Source organism: Qipengyuania aquimaris (genome assembly GCF_009827445.1).
Lineage (GTDB): Bacteria > Pseudomonadota > Alphaproteobacteria > Sphingomonadales > Sphingomonadaceae > Qipengyuania > Qipengyuania aquimaris.
Genome location: NZ_WTYI01000001.1, coordinates 1,567,916 through 1,592,911, shown reverse-complemented (window position 1 = coordinate 1,592,911; position 24,996 = coordinate 1,567,916). Strand labels below are relative to the sequence as shown.

Below are 24,996 nucleotides of genomic sequence, written 5' to 3'. Positions count from 1 at the left end.
AAACGTGTAAAGCGCTGGATAGGATTGCAGGCGAAACAAAATTCTTCGCCTTCACCTTTGCCGCGACTGATTATTTCACAGTTTTGCGCTCAATCGGCAAATGTGTGGGATTTGCGCAACAAGAGATTCTAAAGCGCCCCAGTGCTTTGACACTGCATCGTTAATCCCGCAGAAACCCGTGTGTTGGGACTGGGGGTCGATCCACCCGGACAATTCGAGCGAAACGGATGCCGCTAGGGGTGCGTCCTTTTCGTCGTCCGGATGGGAGACGCAGTTCCAGTTGTCGCGACTGGAGTAATCAATGCGAAAAATTCACACAAAAACAATCCGGGGGCTCGCCTTCTCGGCGTCGGCGCTCGCGCTGACGGCCGGAAGCCAGGCATATGCGCAGGACGCAGAATGCCCCGAAGGTCAGGAAGAAGTGGCAGGCGAATGCGTCATTCAGTCGGATGGCGTTGACGGCGTTGCCAATAACGATCCGAACGCACAGGACGTAGTCGATGTGACCGACACTGGCGCGACCGGACAGAGCACTCCCGGTGCGATCGTCGTTACCGGTTCGCGCATCAAGCGCGACACCTACAGCTCGATCTCGCCGCTTCAGGTCATCACCGCGGAAAGCACGCGCGATGCCGGCCTGTTCGATCCTTCGCAGATCCTTCAGCGCGACGAAGCCGCAACCGGCCAGCAGATCGACGCTACCTTCCAGGGCTTCGTTCTCGACAACGGCCCGGGTCAGCAGACCGTCGACCTTCGCGGCCTCGGCGCAAACCGTACGCTGCTGCTGCTGAACGGTCGCCGTCTCGCGCCTGCCGGTGTTTCCGGTGCTCCGAGCGCGCCGTCGACCAACCTTCTGCCTTCGGCACTGGTCGACCGTACCGACCTGCTGCTCGACGGCGCTTCGTCGGTCTACGGTTCTGACGCTGTCGCCGGCGTTGTTAACGTCATCCTGCGCAAGGACTTCGACGGCCTCGAACTGTTCGCCAGCGGCAACCTGAACGAACAGGGCGGCGGTAACGACTACAACGTAAGCGCTGCTTACGGCATCAACTTCGACCGCGGCTTCATCGGCTTCGGTGCGGAATACAACTACCGTGACGAAATTCGGTTCAAGGACCGCGATTTCCTCGCCGGTTGTGAAACCCACTACGAACTCGGTAGCGATGGCTCGATCCGCACTGTCGGCCTGCTCGACCAGATCGATGCAGAGCTTGCGTCGGACGGCACCATCACCCAGGCACCGGAAGCTTGTAAGCGCCGTGGCCAAGGCCTCGGGCGCTCGCTAATCACGGACTTCGGTCGGTTTGGCGTTATCTATTATGATCCGCCGGGCAACACGACCGTTCCGGGCTACACGGAATCGACCTTCTTCAATGGCGATCCCGTCGATCTCGACGGTGACGGCATTCAGGACATTCGCTTCGCCGACTACAGCACCAACGGTGCATTCCCGCAGGGCGTCTTCATCCCGAAGGAAAAGCGTTACAATGCGCTCGCCTACGGTGAATACATCCTTCCGGGCGAAGCCAATATCACGCCGTTCTTCGAGTTCCTGTACTCGCGTTCGGAAGTGCGTTCGGAAGATTCGCGCCTCACTCAGGCGGTTGCAGTTGTTCCGGACAACAACCCGTTCAACCCGTGTAACCCGAACCAGCCGAACGGCGTCAGCTGCTTCGACGAATCCTTCGTGTTCAACAACGGCTTCAGCCCGGGCTTCAATATCGGCATGCCCGTGCTGCCGCGCTTCTCGCTCATCGGTGACCGCGACAACTTCAAGTCGAACCTTGAGCAGTATCGCGGTGTGATCGGTGTGCGCGGCGACCTGCCGTTCATCTCGCCGAGCTGGAGCTTCGAAGTCACCGGCGTTTATACGCGTTCGGATGGTACGACTTCGGCGCGCGGTCTGCGTGAAGACAAGTACGCTCTGTCGCTCGGTATCGACCCGACGCGTGACTTCAACGGCGACGGCATCGTCGACTTCAACAACGACGGTATCGCCGACGACTACGATCCCAGTGTTCGGTTTGCCGCCGATCCGCTCGTGCAGTCGGTGTTTGGCTACGATGCGCCGGTGACGCCTTGTGCCGGGCCGGAAGAACTCGCAAACCCCGAACTCGCCGCACCTGGCCTGTTCGACGGTTGTATTGCGTTCAATCCGTTCCGCGACGATATCATCGGTCAGTTCCGTGCAACCCTGACGCCGGAAGAAGAAGCCTATCTGTTTGACGATCGTTCGTTCCGCACGGTCTACGAACAGAAGCTGTTCTCGGCTTTCGCAACCGGCGACCTCTTCGAACTGCCGGCTGGTCCGGTCGGTGCCGTTATCGGCGTCGAATGGCGTGAAGACTCGATCGACTCGCAGCCGAACTTCGTTGCGGCTAACGGTCTTCAGTTCAACATCATCTCGGACCTTGGTGCCGTCGGCAGCAAGTGGATCCGCGAGGCGTTTGCTGAAATCGATCTTCCGCTGATCGCCAACAAGCCGTTCGTTCAGGAACTGACGGTCAACGTCTCTGGTCGTATTACCGATGAAGAGTTCTACGGTACGGCCGGAACCTTCTCGATCAAGGGTGGCTGGCGTCCGATTTCGCCACTGCTGCTGCGCTTCAGCTACGGTACGTCGTTCCGCGCTCCGAACCTGCGTGAGAACTTCCTGCGCGGGCAGACCGGCTTCCTTGGCGTCTTCGATCCCTGTGCGGTCCCGACCGAGGCCTTCGTCAATGGTGCTTACGACGCATCGCGCGACAATCGCGACCCGGCAATCTTTGCCAACTGCGAGCGCGAAGGTCGTGATCCGACGACTGTAGGTATCGACAACAGCGACCCAGACACGCCTCGCGTGTTCCAGTCGAACTCGGTTGAAATTTCGACCAGTGGCTCGCTTGACCTTGATCCGGAAACGTCGCGTTCGATCACTGCAGGTTTCGCATTCGAAGAAACCTTCGGTGACGGTTGGGACGTCTCGCTCTCGACTTCGTACTACGACATCAAGGTGAAGGATTCGGTCATTCGTCCGGGTCTGCAGTTCTCGGTCAACGACTGCTACGCTCGCCAGGACGGCGTCCGCAGCCAGTTCTGTGACCAGCTGTTCATCGATCCGGCTCCGACCAACTTCGGCCTGATCAGCGACGCTGCACTGGAGTTCATCAACCTCGATGCAGACAGCGTGCGTGGTTTCGATTTCAACGCCAACTTCGGCAAGGAAGTCGGACTGTTCGGCACCCTCGTCGATCTTGGTCTCGACCTTCGTGCAAACCACCTGGTCGAGCGTTCGAACTCGTTCGTCGATCCGTTCGGTGTGGAAACGATCTCGCGCTTCGAAGGCGAGTTCTTCTTCCCGAGCTGGACCGGCCGTGCAACGTTCACCGCTGAAATCGACAAGTGGGCATTCACCTGGCAGACCCGCTGGGTCGGCGAGCAGGAGCAGGACGTCGACGGTATCGATCCGTTCGCCGATGCATTCGGTTTCGGACCCGATGGTGAAGACACCGGCTTCGTGGGTAACACCTGCACCGGCTTCGGTTCGGCTGGCCCCGATGGAACGGGTCCCGACACCATCCCTGCCGACGGCATCTTCTGCCGCGACATCGGATATGCGGACGACTATTTCGAGCACGCGGCTTCGATCCGCTACCGTGCAGAGAACTGGTCGATCCGCCTCGGTGTGACCAACCTGTTCGATCGTGATCCCCCGCTCGTGGACGGCAACGAGATCCTCTCGATCTCGAACGTTCCGCTCGGTGGTGGTTACAACCTGGACGGTCGCGAATTCTTCGCAACGGTCAACTACCAGTTCTAACTCGGTTCATCTGAGTTAGTATAGAAAGGGGCGGTTCCGTGTTTTCACATGGGGCCGCCCTTTGCTATTAAGGGCCTACCTTTTGAATATCTTGTGAGAGTCGCTTCATGAAAATCTTCAAATCCGCCTTGCTCGCTGCCGGTGCCGCAGCGTCACTCGGGATTGTCGCCGCTCCGGCAGCGTCCCAGCAGAATACTACCGGCATGCCGAGCGTTCCGATCGAAGTCTGGGCGCTGCGTGACGTCGTCAACGCCGTGCAGGTTTCTCCAGACGGCAAGCACGTCCTGGTCCATGTGGTCGAGAGCAAGGAGGGCGAATACCTCCTGAAGATCTACAAGACCGAGGACATGTCGAAGCCCTATCGCGTCCTTAATGCGGACCCGATGGAAATCATCAGCGCGCAGTGGGTCAGCGATCGTTACATCTTTGGATCGGCGTGGCAGCAGAACCGGTCGCGCGTGAACGGGCCCGAAGAGGGCACCTATGATTACGCCGGATACGCTTACGACCTGAAGGCCAACAAGTTCAGCAAGATCGACGGTAATTTCGGCGTCGCCAACGTGCTGCCAAATGAACCGGACAGCATTCTTGTCGAAACCGGCACGGCTATTCCCAATACTTCGGGTGTCGATCCTTACGCTGCCTTCCGTCCGCGTTCCTATTACAAGGTGAACCTTGCCAAGGGCACGAAGCAGCTGGTGCTGAAGGGTAGCGAAAAGTACCCGACCGCTCGCTTCGACAACGAAGGTAATCCGCGCTGGACCGTGGGCTATGATCGTGCCTCCAAGGAAGCGATCACTTACTATCGCAAGCCTGGCGAGAATTCGTGGACCGAGTTCATGCGCTACGACCAGGACGAGCACGAAAACCTGTATCGTACGCTGTCGGGCTTCATGCGCCTTCACGGCTTTGACCCCGCTAACCCGAGCATCGGTTACGTCATCGACAACCGCGGCGAAGATAAGGCGGCGCTGTGGGAGTTCAACTTCGACACCGGCCAGTTCGGTGAGAAGCTCGCCGCGACGGACTCCGCCGATATCATGGGCATTCGCACCAGCTCGATGCCGGGCGACGATACCTTGGTCGGCGCGATCTATCCGTGGGACAAATATCGCACCATCTGGTTCGATGAAGGTGAAAAGGCGCTCTACGACGCGCTCGAGGCCCAGATCCCCAATGCGCACCAGGTCAGCATCACCAGCCGTTCGACCGATGGCGGTACGATGATTGTGTCGAACCGTGGTCCGCGTGATCCGGGCTCCTATTGGCTCGTCAACAATGGCACGATGACCAAGCTCGGCAGCCGTAACCCGCTGATCCAGCCCGAGCAGCTGGCGGATGTCGAGTTCATCCGCTACCCCTCGCGCGACGGCAAGCTGACCATCCCCGCCTACTTCATGCGCCCGAAAGGCGAGGGCCCGTACCCGCTGATCGTCCGTCACAACGGCGGTCCGCACGTCAACAACGTCGTGGGCTACGATGAATGGGACCAGATGCTCGTGAATGCCGGCTATGCCGTCCTTCGCCCGCAGAACCGCATCTCGACCGGCTGGGGCCAGAAGCACTTCGATGCAGGCTATGGCGAACATGGTCTGGCCATGCAAGACGACAAAGATGACGGTGCACTCTATCTCATCGAGAAAGGTCTCGTAGATCCTGATCGCGTGGCCTTCATGGGCTGGTCCTATGGCGGCTATTCAGCCCTGGTAGCGGCTTCGCGTTCGCCGAACGTGTATCAGTGCGTAATTGCTGGTGCAGCGGTTTCCGATCCGGAGAAGAGCTACAAGCAGCGTCGCAATCCGTATGGTGCGAAGGCGATCGATGAGTGGGCGCAGCGCCGCGGCATGATCGGCATCAATCCCATTAAGGAAGTGTCGAAGGTCAACATCCCGATCCTGATGGTGCATGGCGATGTCGATGCCCGCGTGCTTTACTTCCACTACGAGGACTACAAGGACGCAATTGAGAAGGCTGGCATCCAGAATGCCCAGTTCCTCACTCTAAAGGGCGCCGACCACTTTTCGAACACCCTGATGTTCGAGCATCAGCAGCAGTTCTACACCAAGATGTTCGACTTCCTGAAGAACGACTGCGGTCCCGGCGGCCTCTGATCTGAACTTCACAAACTAATGCAAAAGCGGCCGGCATACCTTTGGGTGTGTCGGCCGTTTTCTTATGAGCGCCGGTTGAATTGCGCCTCTACGCGATCAGGGCAAGGCTAAGTACGAGCTCGCTGATGATACGCCTTGCAGGCCTCTGCAAACCTCGCAGAATCTGCGAATATTATATGCGAGGCGGCTACCTCGCGACAAAAGGGACCGGGATCGCAGCTGCTATGGCCAGGCAGTTCCCCTGTCTCAACACTGCCATGCGTCAGTCATTGTCTGCACGGAAGCGAGGTCAACTTGCTGCAGGGCTAAGGCTTTCCGCTCAAGAAATCCATGCGCGCCGATGACCCGCTTCTCGTGGGATCGAGGCGCGTTCCTGTGTCAGGCGAAGGCTGATCATTCTGGAGAGTTGTTGTTTACGATCACGGATGACTGACCTGCTGGCGGACACAAAAAAGGGGCGGAGGACTTGCGTCCGCCGCCCCGATTTCTTGCTAAGCCTCTAAATTAGAAGCCGAGCTTGAGAGTGAGCGAGTAGCTACGGCCACGCACGTCGTAGTTCGACGGGTAGGTGTTACCCGAGTTGAACCCGGTGGAACCGATGTTCGAACCTACCAGCGGCGGCGTCTTGTCGAAGACGTTCTGGATACCAAAGATGAAGTCCAGCGAGTCGAGAACCTTAGCGCGAGCGCTCAGGTCGACCAGGCTGTACGAGTCGATGGTGGTGAACTCTTCAACGAAGCGCGACGGATCGGAGATCGGTTCGTACTCGAAGCTGTCGAGCCAACGCCATGCGACCGAGACCGACACATCGTTGAACGAGAACGTGTTGCGCCAGTTGAACGAGAATTCAGGCTGGAGCGACGCACAGTTCGACGAGTAGAAGCCCACGCATTCACGGTCGAGACCGTTCGGCGAAGCCTGGAAGGTCGAGCTATTCGTCCAGTTACCCTGGAACGAGGAGTTCCAGTCGATCGAGTCCGTCAGCGGCGCGCTGTAGGCCATGGTCAGGTCGATACCGTCGGTAAAGATCTTACCCTGGTTGGTGCGGACCTGCGGGAGACCCGGAGTCGTTGCCAGTTCGCCGAAGAGGTTGCCGGTCGCCGGGTTACGACGGATACCGGTACACGCCGGATCCGAAGCCGAGCTGCCATCGATCGCAAGCGAGCCGTCAGCGTAGTTTACGCCGAAGCAGTTTGCGAAGATGTCATCTTCGGTCGGGATCGTGATCGCGTCCGTAACTTCGATGTTGTAGTAGTCGATCGTTGCCGTGAAGCCCGGGAGGAAGTCGGGCGAGAAGATCGCACCGATCGTCCAGGTGTTGGCATCTTCCGAATCAAGGTTCGGGTTACCACCACTCGTCACGTTCACCTGACCAGCCGGATCGATGATGATACCACCGATCTGACCGCTCGTTGCACCCTGTGCGAGACAGATTGCACGCAGGTCAGCGTTGCTCAGCGGAGCCGAGCCGGCGCACGGATCAGCCGAGAAGTTGGCGAGACCGGTAACCTGCGGGTTGAACAGTTCGAAGATGTTCGGAGCACGGGTAACCTTCTGGTAGTTACCGCGGAAGAGCAGCGAGGGGACCGGAGCCCAGGTCGCGCCGACCTTCCAAGTGTATTCCGTACCAGTGGTCGAGTAGTCCGAAACACGGCCACCCAGCTGGAGAGTAAGCTCGTCGAAGAACGACTTGCCTTCTACCAGCGGAACAACGAGTTCGCCGTATGCTTCCTTGACGTCGTACGAACCGGTGAAGTCGGGCGTTGCCGCACCGTTTCCGAGAACTTCCGACGGGGTCTGCGACAGAATGTCCGACGATGCACCAGCGGTGTATTCGCGGTATTCCGTACCAAGCACGAAGCTCACGCCGCTGAGCGCCCAGGGGAGAGTGAAGCCCGGTTCGCCTTCGATGTAGGCACCGGCCTGCGTCAGACGGTTGAAGTTCGACTGCTGGTTACCCGTGTCGATGAAAGCCTGAGCTTCAGGCTGAACCGAACCGGTCGGGCCGAACAGGTTGATCGGCACACAGCCGTTGGTCGTGTCGAGGCACTGGTCGGTGCTGGTCGAATTGAGCGACTGAAGCAGGCGCGAACGCAGACCGTTACCCGACTGCTTGCGAGTACGATCGCTCTCACCATACGAGAAAAATGCCTCGTAGTTCAGGGTCGGAGAGATCTCGCCGCGAACGCCGGTCTTGATCTGGAACTGTTTCGTTTCACGAACCGACAGACGCTCGCCGAATTCGACAAGACGACGGCCCAGGGTCAGGTTGACCGTGGTGAAGTTCGGATCGTCGGGATCGGTTGCTGCACGAGCCGCGGCGCAAGCTGCCGGGTCAAGGAAAGCTTCGACCTGGCCAGGAGCGCTGACTGCCGGTGCCGATTCGTCTTCCGGGGTAGCCGGATCGTCCGGGATGGCCGGAACGTAAAGCAGCGTGTCGGCAGCACAGATCTGGTCGACGATGCCCTGCGGCAGGAACGGGTTCGACAGCGGGATCGGCGCGGTCACGCCGAACGTGCCCGAGGGCGCGCCGTTGGTGCGAACTTCGTTGTCGACGTACATGGCTTCTGCGAAAACCTCGAAAGCAGGCGAGATTTCGTAGTTACCCTGTGCGTAGATGCGGTACTGCTCCAGCGGAAGCTGGAAGTAGTTGAACGGGTTGAAGTTGAACGGCGTGAAGCCGGGACGCAGAACGCCGGCATCCGGGTCCAGCTGCAGGAAGCCCGTGTTCGACTCTGCACCGGTGTCCGGGTCGGTCGAGATGTTGCCGAGGATACCGCTCGCACCGCCAGCAGCCGAAATACGGATCGGCGTGGTGGTCGAAGAACCCCCCGGGTTGCCCGAGAACGAGCTGATGTTGAACTCGGAATAGTCACGCTGGCCCTGACGGATCGGATCACGCTTGGTGTAACCGAGGTTCAGGACAACGTTACCGCGACCGTCTTCCAGGTTTGCACCCAGGGTAAGGTCGGCACGTCCAACATAACCGTCACCTTCTTCGGTGATCGAGTTCAGGACGGTCAGTTCTGCGCCTTCGAAGTCAGTCTTCGTGACGAAGTTGATCACGCCCGAAACAGCGTCGGCACCGTAGGTCGAGCCGGCACCGCCGGTCAGGACGTCGACACGCTCGAGAAGGGCGGTCGGGATGATGTCAAGGTTGACGCGCAGGCTGGTGTCAGCCGGAACAAGACGCGTGCCGTTCAGCAGCGTGATGTTACGGTTGGAGCCGACGCCGCGGAGGTTGATGAAGGTCGAACCGCCGTTACCGTTGTTCAGGTTCGAGCCAAGGCTCGCAACTGCACCCGGGATCTCACGCAGGGTTTCTTCGACAGTCGAAGTTGCCTGCAGAGCGAGTTCTTCTTCACCGACCACTGCAACCGGGCTTGCCAGTTCGAGGTTCGGGTTGCTGATGCGGGTACCCGTAACGATGATCGCGTCACCGGAACGGTCCGTGTTTTCCTGTTCCAGGTCTGCGGCGCTGACTGCGTCAACTTCCGCATCCTGATCCTGGGCCAGTGCCGGAGCAGCGGCCATGGCTACTGCCAGTACGCTGCTTGCGGCAGAAAGCCGTGTAAGATTAGAGATTTTCAAGGTTCCTGTCCTCTCTAGTTGCTGAAACCCGTCCGGTTCCCCCCATTTTCGTGGGAGACCCCGTGGGGCACCCCATTCGCCTGCGCTATGACAGACCGGTGGTTCCGAAACAGAGGGTTCATGGTCCAGTGCGCCTGTCGAGGCAACGATAGGCATTAGCTTTTGGTATCTTGGTGCAGTGTGTGTGACTTTGATGTTACACACTCAGAATCGGCGGAAATTTGCGCGACAGCGCATGTGAACCTTCACTTGCCGAATGGCTGCAGTCGTCCGCTTGGCGACCCGCCTTTCTCAATTGACCTTTACGTCAACGGAACGTAGCCAGTGGCAAACAGCAACTCGAATCCGGAGATGGACTATGCCCGCCGCCTATATCGTTGAAGCCGTACGCACTGCAGGCGGAAGGCGCGGGGGCCGGCTTGCCGGGGTCCACCCGGTCGATCTGGCTGCGAAGTCGCTCGATGCCGTGATGGAACGCTCGGGCCTTGAAGCCAAGGCGATCGACGATGTCGTCATGGGCTGCGTTAGCCAGGGCGGCGAGCAGGCGATGCAGGTTGGGCGCAACGCCGTGCTCGCATCGAAGCACCTTGGAGAGGGCGTGCCCGCCGTCACGATCGACCGCCAGTGCGGTTCGTCGCAGCAGGCAATCCAGTTCGCCGCGCAGGCCGTGATGAGCGGGACGCAGGATATCGTCATCGCCAGCGGCGTGGAAAGCATGACCCGCGTGCCGATGGGCTCGACGGCGATGTTTCACATGAAGGAGGGCCTCGGGAACTACAAATCGCCGGGCCTGGAAGAGAAATATCCCGGTATCCAGTGGTCGCAGTTCATGGGCGCGGAAATGATCGTCAAGAAGCACGGCTTCACCAAGGACGATCTCGACCGCTTCGCCCTGTCGAGCCACGAAAAGGCAATCGAAGCCACGCGTTCGGGCGCTTTCGAGGCCGAGATCGTGCCGGTGGAAATCGAGACCCCGGAAGGCACGGAAATGCACACGGTGGACGAGGGCATCCGCTTCGACGCCACGCTCGAAAGCATTCAGTCGGTAAAGCTGCTCAGCCCCGAAGGCACCATTACTGCCGCTTCCAGCAGCCAGATCTGCGATGGCTCCAGCGCAGTGCTGGTGGTCAGCGAAAAGGCGCTGAAGGAATACGGCCTCACCCCTCTCGCGCGCATCCACAATTTGACCGTGACGGCAGGCGATCCGGTCATCATGCTGGAAGAGCCGCTATTCGCGACCGACCGTGCACTAGAGCGCGCGGGCATGAAGATCTCGGACATCGATCTGTTCGAAGTGAACGAGGCCTTCGCGCCTGTGCCGCTCGCATGGCTCAAGCATACCGGTGCCGACCCGAAAAAGCTCAACGTTAACGGCGGGGCTATTGCACTTGGCCACCCGCTCGGTGCATCGGGGACCAAGCTGATGGCCACGCTGGTCCATGCGCTGAAGGCGCGCGGCAAGAAATACGGTCTGCAGACGATGTGCGAAGGCGGCGGCGTCGCCAACGTGACCATCGTCGAGGCGCTTTAATTATCTGAATCGAGAGGATTTTTCATGGAAGTTTCAGCAAATACCCCCGCAGTCGTCACCGGCGGTGCATCGGGCCTCGGCGAAGCCACCGCGCGTGCGCTCGCTGCCAAGGGTGCGAAGGTCGCCATCTTCGACATGAACGAGGAAAAAGGTGAAGCGGTCGCCAAAGACATCGGCGGCGTGTTCTGCAAGGTCAACGTGACCAGCGACGAAGACGTCGACGCAGGCTTTGCCAAGGCGCGCGAGGCCCACGGCCAGGAACGCATCCTCGTGAACTGCGCCGGTATCGGCAACGCCATCAAGACCGCCAGCCGCGACAAGCAGACCGGCGAAATCAAGCACTTCCCGATCTCGGCCTTCGATTTCGTGATCCAGGTGAACCTGATCGGCACCTTCCGCTGCATCGCCAAGTCGGCTGCAGGCATGATGAGCCTCGACCCGCTGACGGACGAAGGTGATCGCGGCGCGATCGTCAACACCGCATCGGTCGCTGCCGAAGACGGCCAGATGGGCCAGGCTGCCTACTCCGCCTCGAAGGGCGGCGTGGTCGGTATGACGCTTCCCATCGCGCGCGACCTGATGCGCGAAGGTATCCGCGTGAACACCATCCTGCCGGGTATCTTCAATACCCCGCTGATGAACGCCGCACCGCCGCAGGTGAAGGAAGCGCTGGCTGCCAGCGTGCCGTTCCCCAAGCGCCTGGGTTATCCGGAAGAATATGCCAATCTCGCCATGTGCATGATCGAGACCGGCTACTTCAACGGCGAAGACGTCCGTCTCGACGGCGCTATTCGCATGGCTCCGCGTTAAGCGATCAGAACCAGGCTCTCAGGCCGACCAACAGTTTAAGGCCGTCGGGGTCCTCCCCGGCGGCCTTTGCTATGTCGGCCGTCACACCCAGCTTGGCTTCGTATTCGACGCCGACATAGGGCGCGAATTCGGGCGTGAATTCGTAACGCAGGCGCAGGCCCGGCTCGACCTTGGTTAGGCCTGCGCCGATCTCGCGCTCAGGGATGTCCTGCGCGGACAGTTCCAGTTCCACGCGCGGCTGCAGGATCAGGCGCTGCGTGATCTTCTGGTCGTATTCGCCCTCGATCCGCGCCGTCAGGTCGCCCTGGTCGGACAGGAATACCGCCCCGTCGACATGGAACATGTAGGGCGCGAGACCCTGCACGCCGATTACGGCGTGGGCGCGGCTGTCGGGCTCGATATCGTAGCGCACGCCAGCCTGCAGGTCGAAAAACGGCCCGATCGCACGGCTGTAAAGCGCCTGGATTTCTGCATCCTCCAGCTCTGCCCCGAACACGCCTTCGCCTTCGGACTTGAAGACGAAACGGTTGAGATCGCCGCCATACCAGCCCTGCGCATCCCAGACATAGCCGGTGTCGCCGCCATCTGTCGGAACGCGCGCCTCAAGCCGCTCCAGCATGATCATGCCAGTCTTCATGCCACCGTTTTCATGGGCCAGCTGCGCGCGGCTGGGGGCCATGGCGCTCTCGCCCCAGATCAGGTCGGCCGCGTGGCGCGGGCCTTCCAGGGCGCGGGGCGGGACGGCACTTTCGGGAGCGGCACCGGGGGCGGATTTGTCGGTCATCGCGCCATGGGCGGAATGGTCGACCGATGGCTGGCTCGTCGCCGAATGGTCCATGGTCGAGTGGTCCATCTCGGATTGGTCCATCTGGGCATGATTCATCGCCGAGTGGTCCATCTCGGCGGCTGGTTCAGCTTCACTCTTTGGCGGACACTTTTCCGGCGGCAGGTGCCCCATCGCGCAGTGATCGGGTTCCTGTGCCGCAGGAGTTGGTTCTGCCGAATGGCCGGCATGGCCGGCATGATCCTGCGCGGCGAGTGGCGCGGAAAGTAGCACGAGGGGGAGGGCGACAACGCGCATCATGCTTCTCCCGGTGCGGGGAAGGGGCGCACCGTCACCACCTGCATCATGCCTGCGTGCATGTGGAAGAGGAGGTGGCAGTGGAAGGCCCAGTCGCCCGGCTCGTTGGCAGTCAGGTCGAAAGTGGCGTTCCCGCCCGGCTGGACCACGACAGTGTGCTTCAGCGGCTGGTGCATGTGATCGGCCCCGTTCACCAGCTCGAAGAAATGGCCGTGCAAATGGATCGGGTGGGCCATCATCGTGTCGTTGACGAGCTTGACGCGGACCCGCTCGTCGAACCCAAAGCGGATCGGATCGTCGGTGACGGCGGTGAACTTCTTGCCATCGAAGCTCCACATGTAACGTTCCATGTTGCCGGTGAGATGGATCTCCATCTCGCGGTCCACGGTGCGATGCGGGTTCATCCGCTTGGCCTTGAGGTCGGTGTAGCGCAGCACGCGGTGCTTCACCGTCTCGAGGCCGAGCCCGGGGAAGTCCATCCGGTCCATCGGCATCGGCGCGATCATGTCGACGCCCGGACCGACCTTCACATCGTCCGGCACCGCGCTCTTGTCGCGCATGGAATGATCCATCGAACCGCCGCCGCCATGGGCGGAATGGTCCATCATGCCCATGTCCGTCATCGACAGCGTCACCGGCTCTCGCAGCGCGGGCGGGGTGGCGATATGCCCCTTGTGCGAAGTGAGGCTGGTAACTCCCATACCGCTGCGGTCCATCGCCTCTGCCACCAATGCATGGCTGCCTGCCGGCGGTGTAACGATCACGTCGTAGGTTTCCGCGACACCGATCTGGAATTCGTCCACCTCGACATCGGCGACATCCTGTCCGTCGGCCTGGATCACGGTCATCGGCACGCCGGGAATGCGGACGTTGAAGAAGGTCATGGCCGAGCCGTTGATGACGCGCAGGCGCACGCGCTCACCCGGCTGGAATTCAAGCTGGAGATCGTCGGCGGGGCCATGCCCGTTGATGAGATAGGTGTAGGTAGTGCCCGTCACATCGGAGATATCTCGCGGGTTCATCCGCATTTCGCCCCACATGCGGCGCATTTCCCCGGACATGTCGCCGTCGGTCGCCGTCTGCATCTGGCGGTTGAAATAGTGTTCGCCGACCTTGAGCTTGCGCATGATCTGGTGCGGGTGGATCGGCGTGAACTCGCTCAGCAGGACGACGTAATCTCGGTCGTAACGCGGATCGGGTTCGGCGCTCTCGACGACGATTGGGCCGTAATGTCCTGCCTGCTCCTGCAGACCCGAATGGCTGTGCCACCAATAGGTGCCGCTCTGCCGGATCGGGAATTCATAGGTGAAGGTTTCGCCCGGCTTGATGCCGGGGAAGCTTACCCCCGGAACCCCGTCGAACTGGAACGGGACCAGTAGGCCGTGCCAGTGGATCGAGCTGTCTTCTTCCAGATGGTTGGTGACGTGCAGTTTGACGTTCTGGCCTTCGCGCAGGCGCACCAGCGGGCCGGGAACCGTGCCGTTGACGGCCACGGCGTGGCCCGACCGGCCGCCGGTCATGAAATGATGATTGGCGATGGCAAGGCGGATATCCTCGCCCGAAACTTCCCCGAAACCGCGTTTCGCATGGGTCAGCGAGCCGCCCTTGGCCCAGGTAGGCATGGAGAGGGAAGTGGCTGCGGCGAGGCCTGCTGTGCTGGTGATGAATCGGCGGCGATTGATCTGCATGACGAGGAGGAATATCCGGCTCTGTTGATCCTATAGTCGCCTGCACATATATACCCCCACAGGGTATTACAACGGGAACGCCACGATGGCTGACAATTCGACCGCGAAAATCAATCGTCTCAACCGGATCGCCGGTCAGGTGCGCGGGGTCGCGCAGATGATCGAGGACGATCGCTACTGCATCGACATCCTCACCCAGATCCAGGCGATCAAATCCGCGCTGGCCAAGGTCGAAACGCAGGTCCTGAAGGACCACGCTGCCTGCTGCGTGGCAGAAGCGATATCGAGCGGAGACGCCGAAGACCAGCGCCAGAAGTTCGAGGAACTGGTCGAGTTGCTGCAGAGAAAAAGGTGATCGAAATGACCATGAAGAAGACTACGCGCCTCAACCTTCGGCTCGCATTTGGGCTAGCGCTTGCAGGCTGCGCCGGGGCGGTGCAGGCGACCGACATCGCCATGTACCGCGACCCGAATTGCAGGTGCTGCCTGTCGTGGCTCAAGCATGCGCATGAGCACTTCTCTGCCGATGGCGACGCGGTGGCAGCCAAGACCATCGAGAGCGAGAACATTGCCGCAGTCAAATCGGCCAATGGCGTACCTGCTGACCTGGTGTCCTGCCACACCGCCATCGTCGATGGCATGGTTATCGAGGGTCATGTCCCTGCAGCCGATATCGAGCGCCTGCTGGAAGAACGCCCGGCGGGGATCACGGGCCTTGCTGTTGCCGGCATGCCGCTCGGTTCGCCCGGTATGGAAATGGGCACCCGGCGACAGGCCTACCAGGTCATCGCCTTCGGCCCGGACAAGCGGGTCGTCTGGTCGAGCTATCCGGCCAGCGGCAGCTAGCGCGCCACCTCGACTTCCTCGCGGATGTCGGGCGTAACCTCACCCTCGACCGCCTTTTCGGCCTCGTCCAGCAGCTCTGGCGTCAGCTTGGCCGTGCGCGGGGGCAGGGGTGTGCCATCGCCCATTTTCCCGTTTGCTTCGATATCGGCGAGCAGGAGCTTCATTTCCGCGATTTCCTTCACCTGCGCTTCGATAATGGCGTCGGCCAGTTCGCGCACGCGCGGGTCGCTGATTTCGGCGCGGCGGCTGGTGAGAACGGCGATGGAGTGGTGCGGGATCATCGCTTTCATCCACGCTTCGTCTTCGACCGTCGCCTGGCTGCGGGCGAGGAACAGGAAGAGGAAGAAGCCGGCAATCGCGCCGATCATCACCAGCACTTTGGTCATGAAGGTCTTGTACATGCCCCACATGAAACCGAGCATGATGACGATCATCGCCATGCCCATCATCAAGGCCATCCACATGCGGGTCTGGCTGAAGAAGGCGTGATCCGTCTCGTAGATGTTGGAATACTTCAGCACGAACATCGTCACGATCGACGTTGCGATCATGGCGAAGAACGTGGTCCATTTGCCTCCGTGGCTGGAGCTGTCCTGATTCATGGTTTCCCTGTTGGTTGACTCTCTAATCTGAATTCAAAGCGTTTTTCGGAGCCGCACGGTTCCAGTTCGCCTGATTGCAGGTGCCGACTCACCTATTCATTACTTCGATAATTTGCGGCGCGATGCCGAACGCAAGAAATTGTCAAGTCAAATTGCAAGTAGTGAAAATTCGCTAGGGGCTTCGGCCGTTTTTTGTTGCTGAATAAATTCACCGAGACAAGCATTGATGCGGGTTGCTTTTGCAGGGGTGAGTCATGTCCCAGAAACTGTCAAAATTCCGTTCTTTAGTTACTTCGACTGCCTTCCTCGCGCTGATGCACGGAACGGCATATGCGCAGTCCGAAGTAGCGCCCGCTTCTCCCGAAGAAGCCGACGAATCCAACCAGATCGTGGTAACCGGGACACAGATTAGGGGCGCCCAGATCAACGATGTTCTCCCGGTGACCGTGCTCGACGAAACGGCGATCGAGAACACCGGCGCGGCGTCGGGCGACGAGCTCTTCCGCTCCATCCCCCAGGCGGGCACCGTCGCGTTCAACGAGCAGAACGCCACTACCCAGAACAGCGCGCGCGGCGACGTCGGGTCGATCAACCTGCGCGATCTCGGCACGGGCAACACGCTGCTGCTTATCAACGGGCGGCGCATGACGCTGCACCCGGGTTTCCAGACCGAACTGCTCGTTCCCGTGGTGAGTGCCGATACCAATGAAATCGCACCCGGCAGCGTACGGCGCCTCGAAGTTCTGCGCGACGGCGCATCGGCCATCTACGGCGCAGATGCCGTGGCCGGCGTCATCAACACCGTGCTGCGCGGCAATCGGACCGGTGGCTTCCTGGAGGCCGACTGGCGCGCATCGCAGGGCACCAGCCTCTACAATTACTCGATCAGCGGCGGCTATGGCTTCGACTTCGGCGGTGGCCGCGGCAATCTGACCGTCTACGGCGGCTATTTCAAAGAAAATGGCATGCCTGCGTCCGAACGCGACTATGCGGCCGAGGACAACCGGCTCCCGCTGGTCGAGGGTACGGATTTCGAAGGCGATGCCTCGTTCAACAACCGCAATACCTTCGGCCCGTTCGGCCAGTTCGACATCCAGGCACCGTCCAGCCGCACACCGATCGGCGATGACGACTTCTACCTGCAACCGTCCACTTTCCCGGGATGCCGTCTCGATTTCGGCAACGGGATCTGCGCGCGCAACGGCACTACGCCGACGAGCGCGGTCCGGTACAATACCAACTTCGGTAACAACCTTATCAGCGCCAAGAAGCGCTACAATGCGATGGCCCTACTCAGCTACGAACTGTCGAGCAATGTCGAAGCCTATTTCGAAGGCAGCTATTACCGTTCCGAGAACCGCCGCAATATCGAGGCTTCGGCAATCCTGAGCGCTGTGCCGGTCGGCATTGCGCGCGATGCCTACTGGAACCCGTTCGGCCCGACGACGCTGGCCGACGGTTCGCCCAACCCCAACCGGCTGCCCGGAACGACCATTGCAGCAGGCGGCGCCGATCTGATCATGGAACGCTATCGTTTCGTCGATGTCGGCAACCGCGATGTGAGCGTCGACAAGGATACCTACCGCCTCGTGGCGGGCCTGCGCGGCTCATTCGGCGCGTGGGATTTCGACACCGGCGTGCTCTATTCCGAAGCCGACCTGATCGACCTTGCCCGGAACCGCGTGTCGCTCACGCTGATGCAGCAGCAGATCAACCTGACGACGCCCGATGCCTACAACCCCTTCAACGGCGGTTGCCTTGACGATCCGGGCGAGGGCGATTGCACGCCCAATCCCGCTTCGTCGATTGACCCGTTCCGCATCGACGTGTTCCGCAAGGGCGGCACCAGCCTGGCGCTGGCGGATTTCAAGCTGAGCCGTGACGATCTGTTCACCCTGCCGGGTGGCAACGTCGGCGTGGCAACGGGCATCGAGTTCCGCCGCGAAACCTTCTACGACGACCGCGATCCGCGTCTCGATGGCACGATCACCTTCACCGACAGTGTGACCGGAGATTTCAACGGCAGCGATGTTGCGGGCACCAGCCCGTCGCCCGACACCGACGGCACGCGCGACGTCTATTCGGCCTTTGCCGAAGTCTTCGTCCCGCTGGTTGCGCCCGACATGAATATCCCGCTGGTGGAGGAATTGAACCTCCAGCTGGCGGGCCGGGTCGAGCATTTCGCCGATATCGACGCCACGGCAATCGTGCCGCGTATCGCCTCATCCTGGACCACCTTCCCGGGTGTCACCTTGCGCGGTGCATGGTCGCAGGGCTTCCGTGCGCCGAACCTCGTGCAGGTCAACGATGAAGGAACCACGCGTTCGAACACGCGTGACGATTTCGTGGTCTGCCAGGCACGCGTCGAAAAAGGCACGCTGGAAAACCTCGGTGCCTGCCCCGGTTCAGGAACGATCAGCTTCCGTTCGGGCGCAAGGGATCTCGAGCCCGAAGACAGCACCAGCATCAACCTCGGCGTGGTGCTGGAGCCGGTCTTCATCCCCGGCCTGACGCTGACTGCGGACTATTGGCGCGTGAAGCAGGAAGGGCTGGTCGGCACTTTCGGCGACGACAATGCCATCGCGCTGGACCTGCTGCGCCGCCTCAACGGCAGCACCAATCCGAACGTGATCCGCGAAGATCCGACGACGGATGACATCGCCCTGTTTACGGGCACCAGCCTGGCCCCGGCCGGCGCGATCATCCAGGTGCTTGACCCCTATCTCAACCTCGACAGCCGCATTTCGAAGGGCTGGGACTTCGGCATGTTCTACGATGTCCCGAACTTCGGGCTGGGCGACTTTCGCCTGCGCTTCAACGCCGCTCGCCTTGAAAGCTTCGTCCAGTCCGCCGGTCCGCAAGGGCAGGAACTACTCGACGCGATTGCGGACGGCTTGCTGCCGACCGACGTGAGCGTCGAAGGTCTGGGCGAACTGCTCGAGATCGAGGGGCGTCCCAAGTGGCGTTTCAGCAGCGCCATCAACTGGGAGAGCGGCCCGGTCGATATCGGCCTGTTCGGGTCCTATGTCGGCGAGGTCTGGGACACCAGCGTCACGCGTGACGAATTGATCGAGACCGACGATCCGAACGGGAATTTTTACCGGGTCGACGACTTCTTCACGGTCAATTTCTCGATCGCCTACACAATCAACAACGACACCGCGCTCGACGGGACGCGGCTGCGCTTTGCGATCAACAACCTGCTCGGTGAAGATCCGCCGCTGGCCGACGAGACGTACGGCTACTTCAGTGAACTGCACTCCGCCCGTGGCAGGCAGTTCCATGTGGAGCTGCGCAAGTCGTTCTGATCCGGGCTTAGATAGCACCCGAAACCTCGCGAGGCGCGTCCGGTGGGCGCGCCTCGTTTGCTTGGCGAGGGGCATTCTCACTTGCCACGACGCTGTTCCCCGTGTTCCATCCTGTCGGAGAGACACGAGGGAAAGCCAAATGACCGACTACACGCAGATCAAACTCGACATCGCGGACGGCGTGGCCACTGTCACGCTGCACCGGCCCGAAAAGATGAATGCCTTTACCCGCACCATGATGGCGGAATTCATCGATGCGCTGGACGTAACCGATGCCGACGACAGCGTGCGTGCGGTAATAGTCACAGGGCACGGCGACCGGGCATTCTGTGCCGGTGCCGACCTGACGCCTGAGGGTGGGGGACATGTCTTCTCCGATCCAAATCCGGTCGAGGACCTCTCGGATGAGCGCGTGCGTGACGGGGGCGGACGGCTGACGCTGCGCCTGTTCAACTCGAAGAAGCCGCTGATCGGCGCGTGCAACGGTGTCGCCGTGGGCGTGGGGGCGACCATGCAGTTGCCGTTCGATATCCGCCTGGCGAGCGACAATGCGCGCTTCGGATTCGTCTTCGCGCGGCGCGGGATCACGCCTGAGGCCGCCTCCAGCTGGTTCCTGCCGCGTCTTGTCGGCATGCAGACCGCGCTCGAATGGTGTATGACGGGCAGGGTATTCGATGCGCAGGAAGCGCTCGATCGAGGACTCGTACGCTCGCTCCACCGCCAAGGCGAACTGATGGACGCCGCCATGGGCCTGGCGCGAGAGATTGCGGACAACACCTCGGCCGTGTCGGTCGCGATGACGCGTGCAATGCTCTGGCGCCTGTCGACCACGGATCACCCGATGATGGCGCACCGGATCGACAGCCGCGCGATCTATCGCCTCAGCCGCAGCGCGGACGCGAAGGAAGGCATCGCAAGCTTCCTGGAAAAGCGCCCGCCTGCCTATCCCGACACGGTTGGGGAGAACATGCCCGACTTCTACCCGTGGTGGGACGAACCCGGCTTCGAATAGTTGCAGATGAGATAGTCACACGCGCAACGGCCTTGCCATCATGGGTGAGGGCATTACAGCTACGGCCATGCCCAGCCGCCAGCCAGCCAAACGCCTCGCCGATTTCCTGCCGTACCAGCTCTCGGTCGCATCCAATGCGGTCTCGACAAGAATTGCGGAACAATATCGCAAGCGTTTCGCGCTCAAGACGACCGAATGGCGGATCATGGCCGTGCTCGGCGACAGCGGCCCCCTGACCCAGCGCGAATTGTCGCAGCAGACGCTGATGGACAAGGTACCCGTCAACCGTGCCTGCAAGACGCTGGAAAGCCGTGGGCTTGCCGAACGCACGCCCAATGCGAAGGATGGGCGCTCGCACCTGTTGGCACTCACGGCGGAAGGCAAGGCAGTCCACGCCGGCATCATGCCGCTGGCTCTCAAGATCGAGAAGGAAATGTTCTCGGTCCTGAGTGAAGACGAGCGTGTGGCGCTGCGCGATATGCTTTCGCGCGTGCGCGACAACGCCGGGGACTTCGACGCAGAAAGCCTGGCCGACTAGGAAGTCGACCAGGCTTTCTTTCGAGCGACCCGTTTTCGGGTTTTTTCAGGCCTACTTGCCGACCCCGCCGCTGAAGGCGTCTGCGATCGAACAGGCTGCCGGCCCAAGAATGACCACGAACAGCACGGGCAGGATGAACATGATGAGCGGAACGGTCATGATGGCCGGAAGACGCGCGGCCTTCTCTTCGGCGCGCATCATGCGCTCGTTACGGAATTCTGCCGACAGTACGCGCAGCGCACTGGCCAGTGGCGTACCGTAGCGTTCGGTCTGGATCATCGTGGTCACCACGCCCTGAACCGCTTCGAGGTTTACGCGGTAGGCCAGGTGGTCGAATGCCTGCTTGCGTTCGTTGAGGAACGACAGCTCGATTGCGGTCAGGGCAAATTCGTCACCCAGTTCCGGATAGGCGCGGCCCAGTTCCTTGGCGACTCGGTTGAATGCGGCGTCGACAGTCAGACCGGCTTCGGCGCAGATGACCAAGAGGTCGAGCGCGTCGGGCAAGCCCTTACGGATCGCGTCGGTGCGCTTGGCCGACTTGTTCGAAAGGAAGATTTCAGGCCCCTTGTAGCCGGCGAATACCGCCGCAGCGAGAGCTGCCACGCGCTTGAACTGCCAGTCGGGGTAGATCTCGACCACATAGAGCATCGTGAAGGCGATACCGCCGAAGATAATCGGCAGGACCATGCGCAGACCGATAAGAACGACCGCGATTTCCTTGTTGCGATAGCCGGCCCAGGCCAGCTTCTGCTGCATGTCCTCGACCTGGCTCTGCTGCAGCACCTTCATGCTGCCCAGCGTGTCTTTCACCTTGTCGGCCGTGTCGTTCTTGCGAACGAGGCTCTGGCGCTTCTTGGCGCTGGTCGTGACGAGACCGTGCTTGAGCTCCTCGCGACGGCCTTCGAGCGCCTTCACGCGCTTGGCCATCGGGTCCTTGATCGTGACGGCCGAATAGATCGCCACGAAGACGGCCAGTGCTGCGATCCCGGCAAGGATCGAGCCGACGAGAATGACGTCAAAGCCGAGGAGGGTAGGGCCGCTTGCGGGTTCCATGATATCGCTTCCTCGTGCCTTAGATTTCGAAACTGACCATCTTGGCCATGATGAAGGCCCCGATGCTCATCCAGACCAGGCCACCGAGGCCAGCCACGGTGAGACGATCGTCGGTGAAGAACGCGCCGATATAGGACGGGTTAATCCACCAGATCAGGCCGAAGACGATGAAGGGCAGGGCGCCGACGATATAGGCCGAAGCCTTCGATTCCGAGCTCATCGCCTTGATCTTGAGCTTCATCTGGGCACGCTTGCGCAGCACGTCCGAAAGGTTGGACAGCGTCTCTGCCAGGTTACCACCGGTTTCGCGCTGGATGGCGAGCGTGATGCAGAAGAAGTTGAATTCGGGGATGCCGAGACGGTCGGCAGTCTGCTGGAGCGAGTCCTCCATGGTGCGGCCGATCTTGATGCGCTCGACGATGCCCTTGAACTCCACGCCGACAGGTCCGGGCACTTCCTGCGCCACGACGGCGAGGGTCTCGGTCACCGGAAGACCGGAGCGAAGGCCGCGAACGAGTAATTCGATCGCATCGGGAAACTTCGTGTTGAACTGGTTGGTACGCTTCTTGATCGCGCGGCTCACCACGAAGTGCGGTATACCAGCGCCGACGAATACGCCGATGCCAAGCGCAAGGCCGAGCGAGCCCGACTTGAGGAAGATCGCGAGTGCGGCGACCAGACCAAGGCCGAGCGATGCATAGCCGTACTGGCTGAGCGTCCAGCCTTTTCCGGTACGATCAAGGCGGATGGCGAGGGCTTCGATACGCGAACCCGAACCAGCCTGCCTGAATTGCTTGGGCTTACGGGCGGCGATCGCCTTCTTGAGCTGCGATTCGACCTTCGCGTCGGTGCTTTCCGAGTGACGGAAACGCAGTTGCTGTAGGCGACGCTGGCTCTGCTTGCCCGCATCGGGACCTGCGAACGCCATGTATCCGAGCACGAGCAGCGCGAGGATCCCGCCGGCTACCAGCATGAGCTGGACAATGTTCATCGTGTCTCTCCGTCCCGTACCGTAAACTTACCATGAGGATGGAGTGACGCGGCCGATCAGAGCCATGTCACTCCTGCTTCCCCGTTCAGACCTCTTCGACCTGGCCCTTGTCTTTCTTGGCGAGCAGCGACTTGATGTCGAAGTTGCCCAGCAGCGACTTCTTGCCGCCACCGACCAGCGCCGCTTCCTCGCTTTCCTCGTCGCCGAGGCCGATGATGCGGGTCGACAATTGCTTGATCGCAGCGGTCGCCTTGCTCGATCCGTTGGCGTCGACGAAGGTTTTGCCGAGCTTTGCAGCATTGGCAGCGGCCTTCTGGTCGTACGGGATCGAGATATCGATCTGCCGTTCGATCGACGCTTCGAAATCGGCCTTGCTGATTTCCGCAGCACCGGGCTGGACCTTGTTGGCCACGATTACCGGAGTGGCGTGCGCGGCATTGGTCTTGAGCCAGGACAGGATGCGGATCGTGTCGCGGGCGGAAGCCAGCGTCATTTCTGTGACCAGCGTCACGACATTCACGTCGTTCAGCAGGTGCGGGAAGTTGATCAGCATGTTGCGCGGCATATCCACCAGCGTCATCTCGAAAGCGTGGCGGAATTCTTCCTGCAGCTGCAGGAATGCCGAGCCATCGGTCATCAGCGGCGAATTGATCGGCGCTTCTGCCGACAGGATGGCCAGGTTGTCGTTCGCGCGGATCATGGCGCGTTCGATAAACAGGCCGTCGATGCGGCTGGGGTTGTCGATTGCATCGGTCAGGCCGCGACCCGGCTCAAGGTCGAGCGTGAGCGCGCCGGTGCCGAAATGCACGTCGAGGTCGAGCAGTGCGGTCGGCATGTGCTTTTCCGCATACATCCAGGCAAGCGAGGTCGCGATCGTCGAGGCACCAACACCGCCACGAGTGCCGACCACGGCGGTCGAGATGTGACGCTGGGCCTGTTCCCCTTCACCGCCGCGCGGGGCCATGAAGACGGCCTGTGCCGCGTTGAGCGAATCGCGCAGGACCGCAGCCGAAAGCGGCTTCAGCAGGTAGTCGTGGATGCCGCTGGCGAGCAGGTCGCGATAGAGGCGCACATCGTTGACCTGGCCGACCGCGATCACCACCGTGCCGGGTTCGCAGACCTCGGCGAGGGCGTTGATGTCGTTCAGCGGATCGCCGCTTTCCGACAGGTCGACCATCAGGATGTTCGGGCTGGCCGAAACCGACAGGGACTGGATCGCGTTGCGCAGACCGCCCTTGTTGCATTTCTCAGGTTGCCAGCCGAGTTCGATCACGACCGGACGCAGGACATCCAGCGCCGTTTCGTCGCACATGAAGGCGGCGAACGGATCGCGATTGCCCGGCATGCTGGATTTCAAGGAAGCGCTCATGGTTTAGGACCCTCCTTCGGTCGTGCTGATCGTCGCCAGGCCGTCCACACCGGTCGGCTCTGCGTCACGATAGGCCCTGATGGCCTTGGTCGAGGTGGTAACGACGGTCTCTCCAGTGCCCTGCTGGCCCTGGATCAGGTCTTCCGGATTGGCGACCATGCCGGCGAGATTGCCATAAACCGCGCATCCGTAATTCGGATTGGTGGCGTTCTTCTCGTTGGCTTCGGCCGTGTGCGACCAGTCCGGGCATTGCGGCATCGAAGCGGTCGAACGCGTGATGACGATGCGGGCCTGGCCGGGTTCGGCATAGCCGGTCGTAACCGGGGTGCCTTCTGCAAGCAGGATGCCATAGCGGCCTGCCAGTTCGGCAACATCTTCGCGCACGGCAGCAGAAGCGGTGGCATCTTCGACGGCAACGCGGTCGCCGTAACGAAGGTCCATGCTTTCGAACCAGCCGGCGAGACGCTGCTGCTCGGAGATGGGCAGGCCATCGGCGTTGGTGGCCACGTCGAGCGTATAGTTCGAGCGTTCAACGACCGGCTGCTTCACGCTGTAGAGCGTGCGGTTGTCCATGTTCATGCCGCCACAGGCGCCCAATGTCAGGGCGAGCGAGGCTGCGAGCGAAGCGGTGAGCTTGCGATTGATTGCTTTAGGCATGTCTCGTCC

At 61.0% G+C, this 24,996-nt stretch carries 17 protein-coding genes; 9 read left to right on the top strand and 8 right to left on the bottom strand.

All coding sequences use genetic code 11. From position 1 onward, the window contains the following. Positions 1-301 precede the first annotated feature (301 nt). Positions 302-3,799 (top strand): TonB-dependent receptor, encoded by a 3,498-nt coding sequence (locus tag GRI34_RS07745; protein WP_160595439.1) that lies wholly within the window; start codon positions 302-304, stop codon positions 3,797-3,799. Positions 3,800-3,906: 107 nt separating this feature from the next. Next, positions 3,907-5,910, top strand: a complete 2,004-nt coding sequence (locus GRI34_RS07740) for an alpha/beta hydrolase family protein (RefSeq protein WP_160595438.1) — start codon at positions 3,907-3,909, stop codon at positions 5,908-5,910. Between the two features lie 504 nt (positions 5,911-6,414). On the opposite strand, the gene GRI34_RS07735 is transcribed toward GRI34_RS07740, so the two are convergent. Continuing rightward, on the bottom strand, positions 6,415-9,501 hold the full coding sequence (locus GRI34_RS07735) for a TonB-dependent receptor domain-containing protein (protein ID WP_234028174.1): 3,087 nt from the start codon (positions 9,499-9,501) through the stop codon (positions 6,415-6,417). 358 nt (positions 9,502-9,859) lie between these two features. Here GRI34_RS07735 and GRI34_RS07730 point away from each other — a divergent pair, with 358 nt between their 5' ends. Continuing rightward, the gene (locus GRI34_RS07730; RefSeq protein WP_160595437.1) at positions 9,860-11,032 is read left to right on the top strand and encodes an acetyl-CoA C-acetyltransferase; all 1,173 of its coding nucleotides are present in this window, start codon (positions 9,860-9,862) and stop codon (positions 11,030-11,032) included. Positions 11,033-11,056: 24 nt separating this feature from the next. Then, positions 11,057-11,842: an SDR family NAD(P)-dependent oxidoreductase gene (locus GRI34_RS07725; protein WP_160595436.1), complete on the top strand. Its 786-nt coding sequence runs from the start codon at positions 11,057-11,059 to the stop codon at positions 11,840-11,842. A 4-nt stretch (positions 11,843-11,846) separates the two neighbouring features. On the opposite strand, the gene GRI34_RS07720 is transcribed toward GRI34_RS07725, so the two are convergent. Further along, entirely contained in the window at positions 11,847-12,926 is a 1,080-nt protein-coding gene (locus GRI34_RS07720) for a copper resistance protein B (protein ID WP_160595435.1), read from the bottom strand. Beyond that, positions 12,923-14,611: a copper resistance system multicopper oxidase gene (locus GRI34_RS07715; RefSeq protein ID WP_160595434.1), complete on the bottom strand. Its 1,689-nt coding sequence runs from the start codon at positions 14,609-14,611 to the stop codon at positions 12,923-12,925. The genes GRI34_RS07720 and GRI34_RS07715 overlap by 4 nt, the downstream gene beginning before the upstream one ends. An 85-nt stretch (positions 14,612-14,696) precedes the next feature. On the opposite strand from GRI34_RS07715, the gene GRI34_RS07710 reads away from it, so the two are divergent. After that, positions 14,697-14,966 (top strand): metal-sensitive transcriptional regulator, encoded by a 270-nt coding sequence (locus GRI34_RS07710; protein ID WP_160595433.1) that lies wholly within the window; start codon positions 14,697-14,699, stop codon positions 14,964-14,966. A 5-nt stretch (positions 14,967-14,971) separates the two neighbouring features. Beyond that, positions 14,972-15,457 carry a DUF411 domain-containing protein gene (locus tag GRI34_RS07705; RefSeq protein WP_160595432.1) on the top strand — a complete coding sequence of 162 codons (486 nt, stop codon included), beginning with the start codon at positions 14,972-14,974 and terminating at the stop codon, positions 15,455-15,457. Here the strand turns inward: GRI34_RS07705 and GRI34_RS07700 are convergent. Further along, complete coding sequence (locus GRI34_RS07700; protein WP_199800135.1) at positions 15,454-16,059, bottom strand: DUF305 domain-containing protein; 606 nt, start codon at positions 16,057-16,059, stop codon at positions 15,454-15,456. The two genes, GRI34_RS07705 and GRI34_RS07700, sit on opposite strands and share 4 nt — an antisense overlap. Positions 16,060-16,313: 254 nt before the next feature. Here GRI34_RS07700 and GRI34_RS07695 point away from each other — a divergent pair, with 254 nt between their 5' ends. From GRI34_RS07695 to GRI34_RS07685, 3 genes are all read left to right on the top strand, one after another. Further along, positions 16,314-19,367: a TonB-dependent receptor domain-containing protein gene (locus tag GRI34_RS07695; RefSeq protein ID WP_160595431.1), complete on the top strand. Its 3,054-nt coding sequence runs from the start codon at positions 16,314-16,316 to the stop codon at positions 19,365-19,367. Between the two features lie 139 nt (positions 19,368-19,506). Next, positions 19,507-20,379, top strand: coding sequence for a crotonase/enoyl-CoA hydratase family protein (locus tag GRI34_RS07690; RefSeq protein WP_160595430.1), 873 nt, complete (start codon positions 19,507-19,509; stop codon positions 20,377-20,379). 40 nt (positions 20,380-20,419) lie between these two features. Then, positions 20,420-20,917 carry a MarR family winged helix-turn-helix transcriptional regulator gene (locus tag GRI34_RS07685; RefSeq protein ID WP_234028173.1) on the top strand — a complete coding sequence of 166 codons (498 nt, stop codon included), beginning with the start codon at positions 20,420-20,422 and terminating at the stop codon, positions 20,915-20,917. 51 nt (positions 20,918-20,968) lie between these two features. On the opposite strand, the gene GRI34_RS07680 is transcribed toward GRI34_RS07685, so the two are convergent. From GRI34_RS07680 to GRI34_RS07665, 4 genes are all read right to left on the bottom strand, one after another. Beyond that, on the bottom strand, positions 20,969-21,970 hold the full coding sequence (locus GRI34_RS07680) for a type II secretion system F family protein (protein ID WP_199800134.1): 1,002 nt from the start codon (positions 21,968-21,970) through the stop codon (positions 20,969-20,971). A 19-nt stretch (positions 21,971-21,989) separates the two neighbouring features. Then, a complete protein-coding gene (locus GRI34_RS07675; protein ID WP_160595429.1) occupies positions 21,990-22,961 on the bottom strand; it encodes a type II secretion system F family protein in 972 nt (323 codons plus the stop codon). Between the two features lie 85 nt (positions 22,962-23,046). Next, complete coding sequence (locus tag GRI34_RS07670) at positions 23,047-24,330, bottom strand: pilus assembly protein CpaE (protein ID WP_160595428.1); 1,284 nt, start codon at positions 24,328-24,330, stop codon at positions 23,047-23,049. Between the two features lie 3 nt (positions 24,331-24,333). Further along, entirely contained in the window at positions 24,334-24,987 is a 654-nt protein-coding gene (locus tag GRI34_RS07665; RefSeq protein WP_160595427.1) for a CpaD family pilus assembly protein, read from the bottom strand. Positions 24,988-24,996 lie beyond the last annotated feature (9 nt).

What these genes read in the sequence shown, in the direction of transcription:
- GRI34_RS07745 (WP_160595439.1), top strand. Translation starts at nt 302, where the DNA reads ATGCGAAAAATTCACACAAAAACAATCCGGGGGCTCGCCTTCTCGGCG.
- GRI34_RS07740 (WP_160595438.1), top strand. Translation starts at nt 3,907, where the DNA reads ATGAAAATCTTCAAATCCGCCTTGCTCGCTGCCGGTGCCGCAGCGTCA.
- GRI34_RS07730 (WP_160595437.1), top strand. Translation starts at nt 9,860, where the DNA reads ATGCCCGCCGCCTATATCGTTGAAGCCGTACGCACTGCAGGCGGAAGG.
- GRI34_RS07725 (WP_160595436.1), top strand. Translation starts at nt 11,057, where the DNA reads ATGGAAGTTTCAGCAAATACCCCCGCAGTCGTCACCGGCGGTGCATCG.
- GRI34_RS07720 (WP_160595435.1), bottom strand. Translation starts at nt 12,926, where the DNA reads ATGATGCGCGTTGTCGCCCTCCCCCTCGTGCTACTTTCCGCGCCACTC.
- GRI34_RS07715 (WP_160595434.1), bottom strand. Translation starts at nt 14,611, where the DNA reads ATGCAGATCAATCGCCGCCGATTCATCACCAGCACAGCAGGCCTCGCC.
- GRI34_RS07710 (WP_160595433.1), top strand. Translation starts at nt 14,697, where the DNA reads ATGGCTGACAATTCGACCGCGAAAATCAATCGTCTCAACCGGATCGCC.
- GRI34_RS07705 (WP_160595432.1), top strand. Translation starts at nt 14,972, where the DNA reads ATGACCATGAAGAAGACTACGCGCCTCAACCTTCGGCTCGCATTTGGG.
- GRI34_RS07700 (WP_199800135.1), bottom strand. Translation starts at nt 16,059, where the DNA reads ATGAATCAGGACAGCTCCAGCCACGGAGGCAAATGGACCACGTTCTTC.
- GRI34_RS07695 (WP_160595431.1), top strand. Translation starts at nt 16,314, where the DNA reads ATGTCCCAGAAACTGTCAAAATTCCGTTCTTTAGTTACTTCGACTGCC.
- GRI34_RS07690 (WP_160595430.1), top strand. Translation starts at nt 19,507, where the DNA reads ATGACCGACTACACGCAGATCAAACTCGACATCGCGGACGGCGTGGCC.
- GRI34_RS07685 (WP_234028173.1), top strand. Translation starts at nt 20,420, where the DNA reads ATGGGTGAGGGCATTACAGCTACGGCCATGCCCAGCCGCCAGCCAGCC.
- GRI34_RS07680 (WP_199800134.1), bottom strand. Translation starts at nt 21,970, where the DNA reads ATGGAACCCGCAAGCGGCCCTACCCTCCTCGGCTTTGACGTCATTCTC.
- GRI34_RS07675 (WP_160595429.1), bottom strand. Translation starts at nt 22,961, where the DNA reads ATGAACATTGTCCAGCTCATGCTGGTAGCCGGCGGGATCCTCGCGCTG.
- GRI34_RS07670 (WP_160595428.1), bottom strand. Translation starts at nt 24,330, where the DNA reads ATGAGCGCTTCCTTGAAATCCAGCATGCCGGGCAATCGCGATCCGTTC.
- GRI34_RS07665 (WP_160595427.1), bottom strand. Translation starts at nt 24,987, where the DNA reads ATGCCTAAAGCAATCAATCGCAAGCTCACCGCTTCGCTCGCAGCCTCG.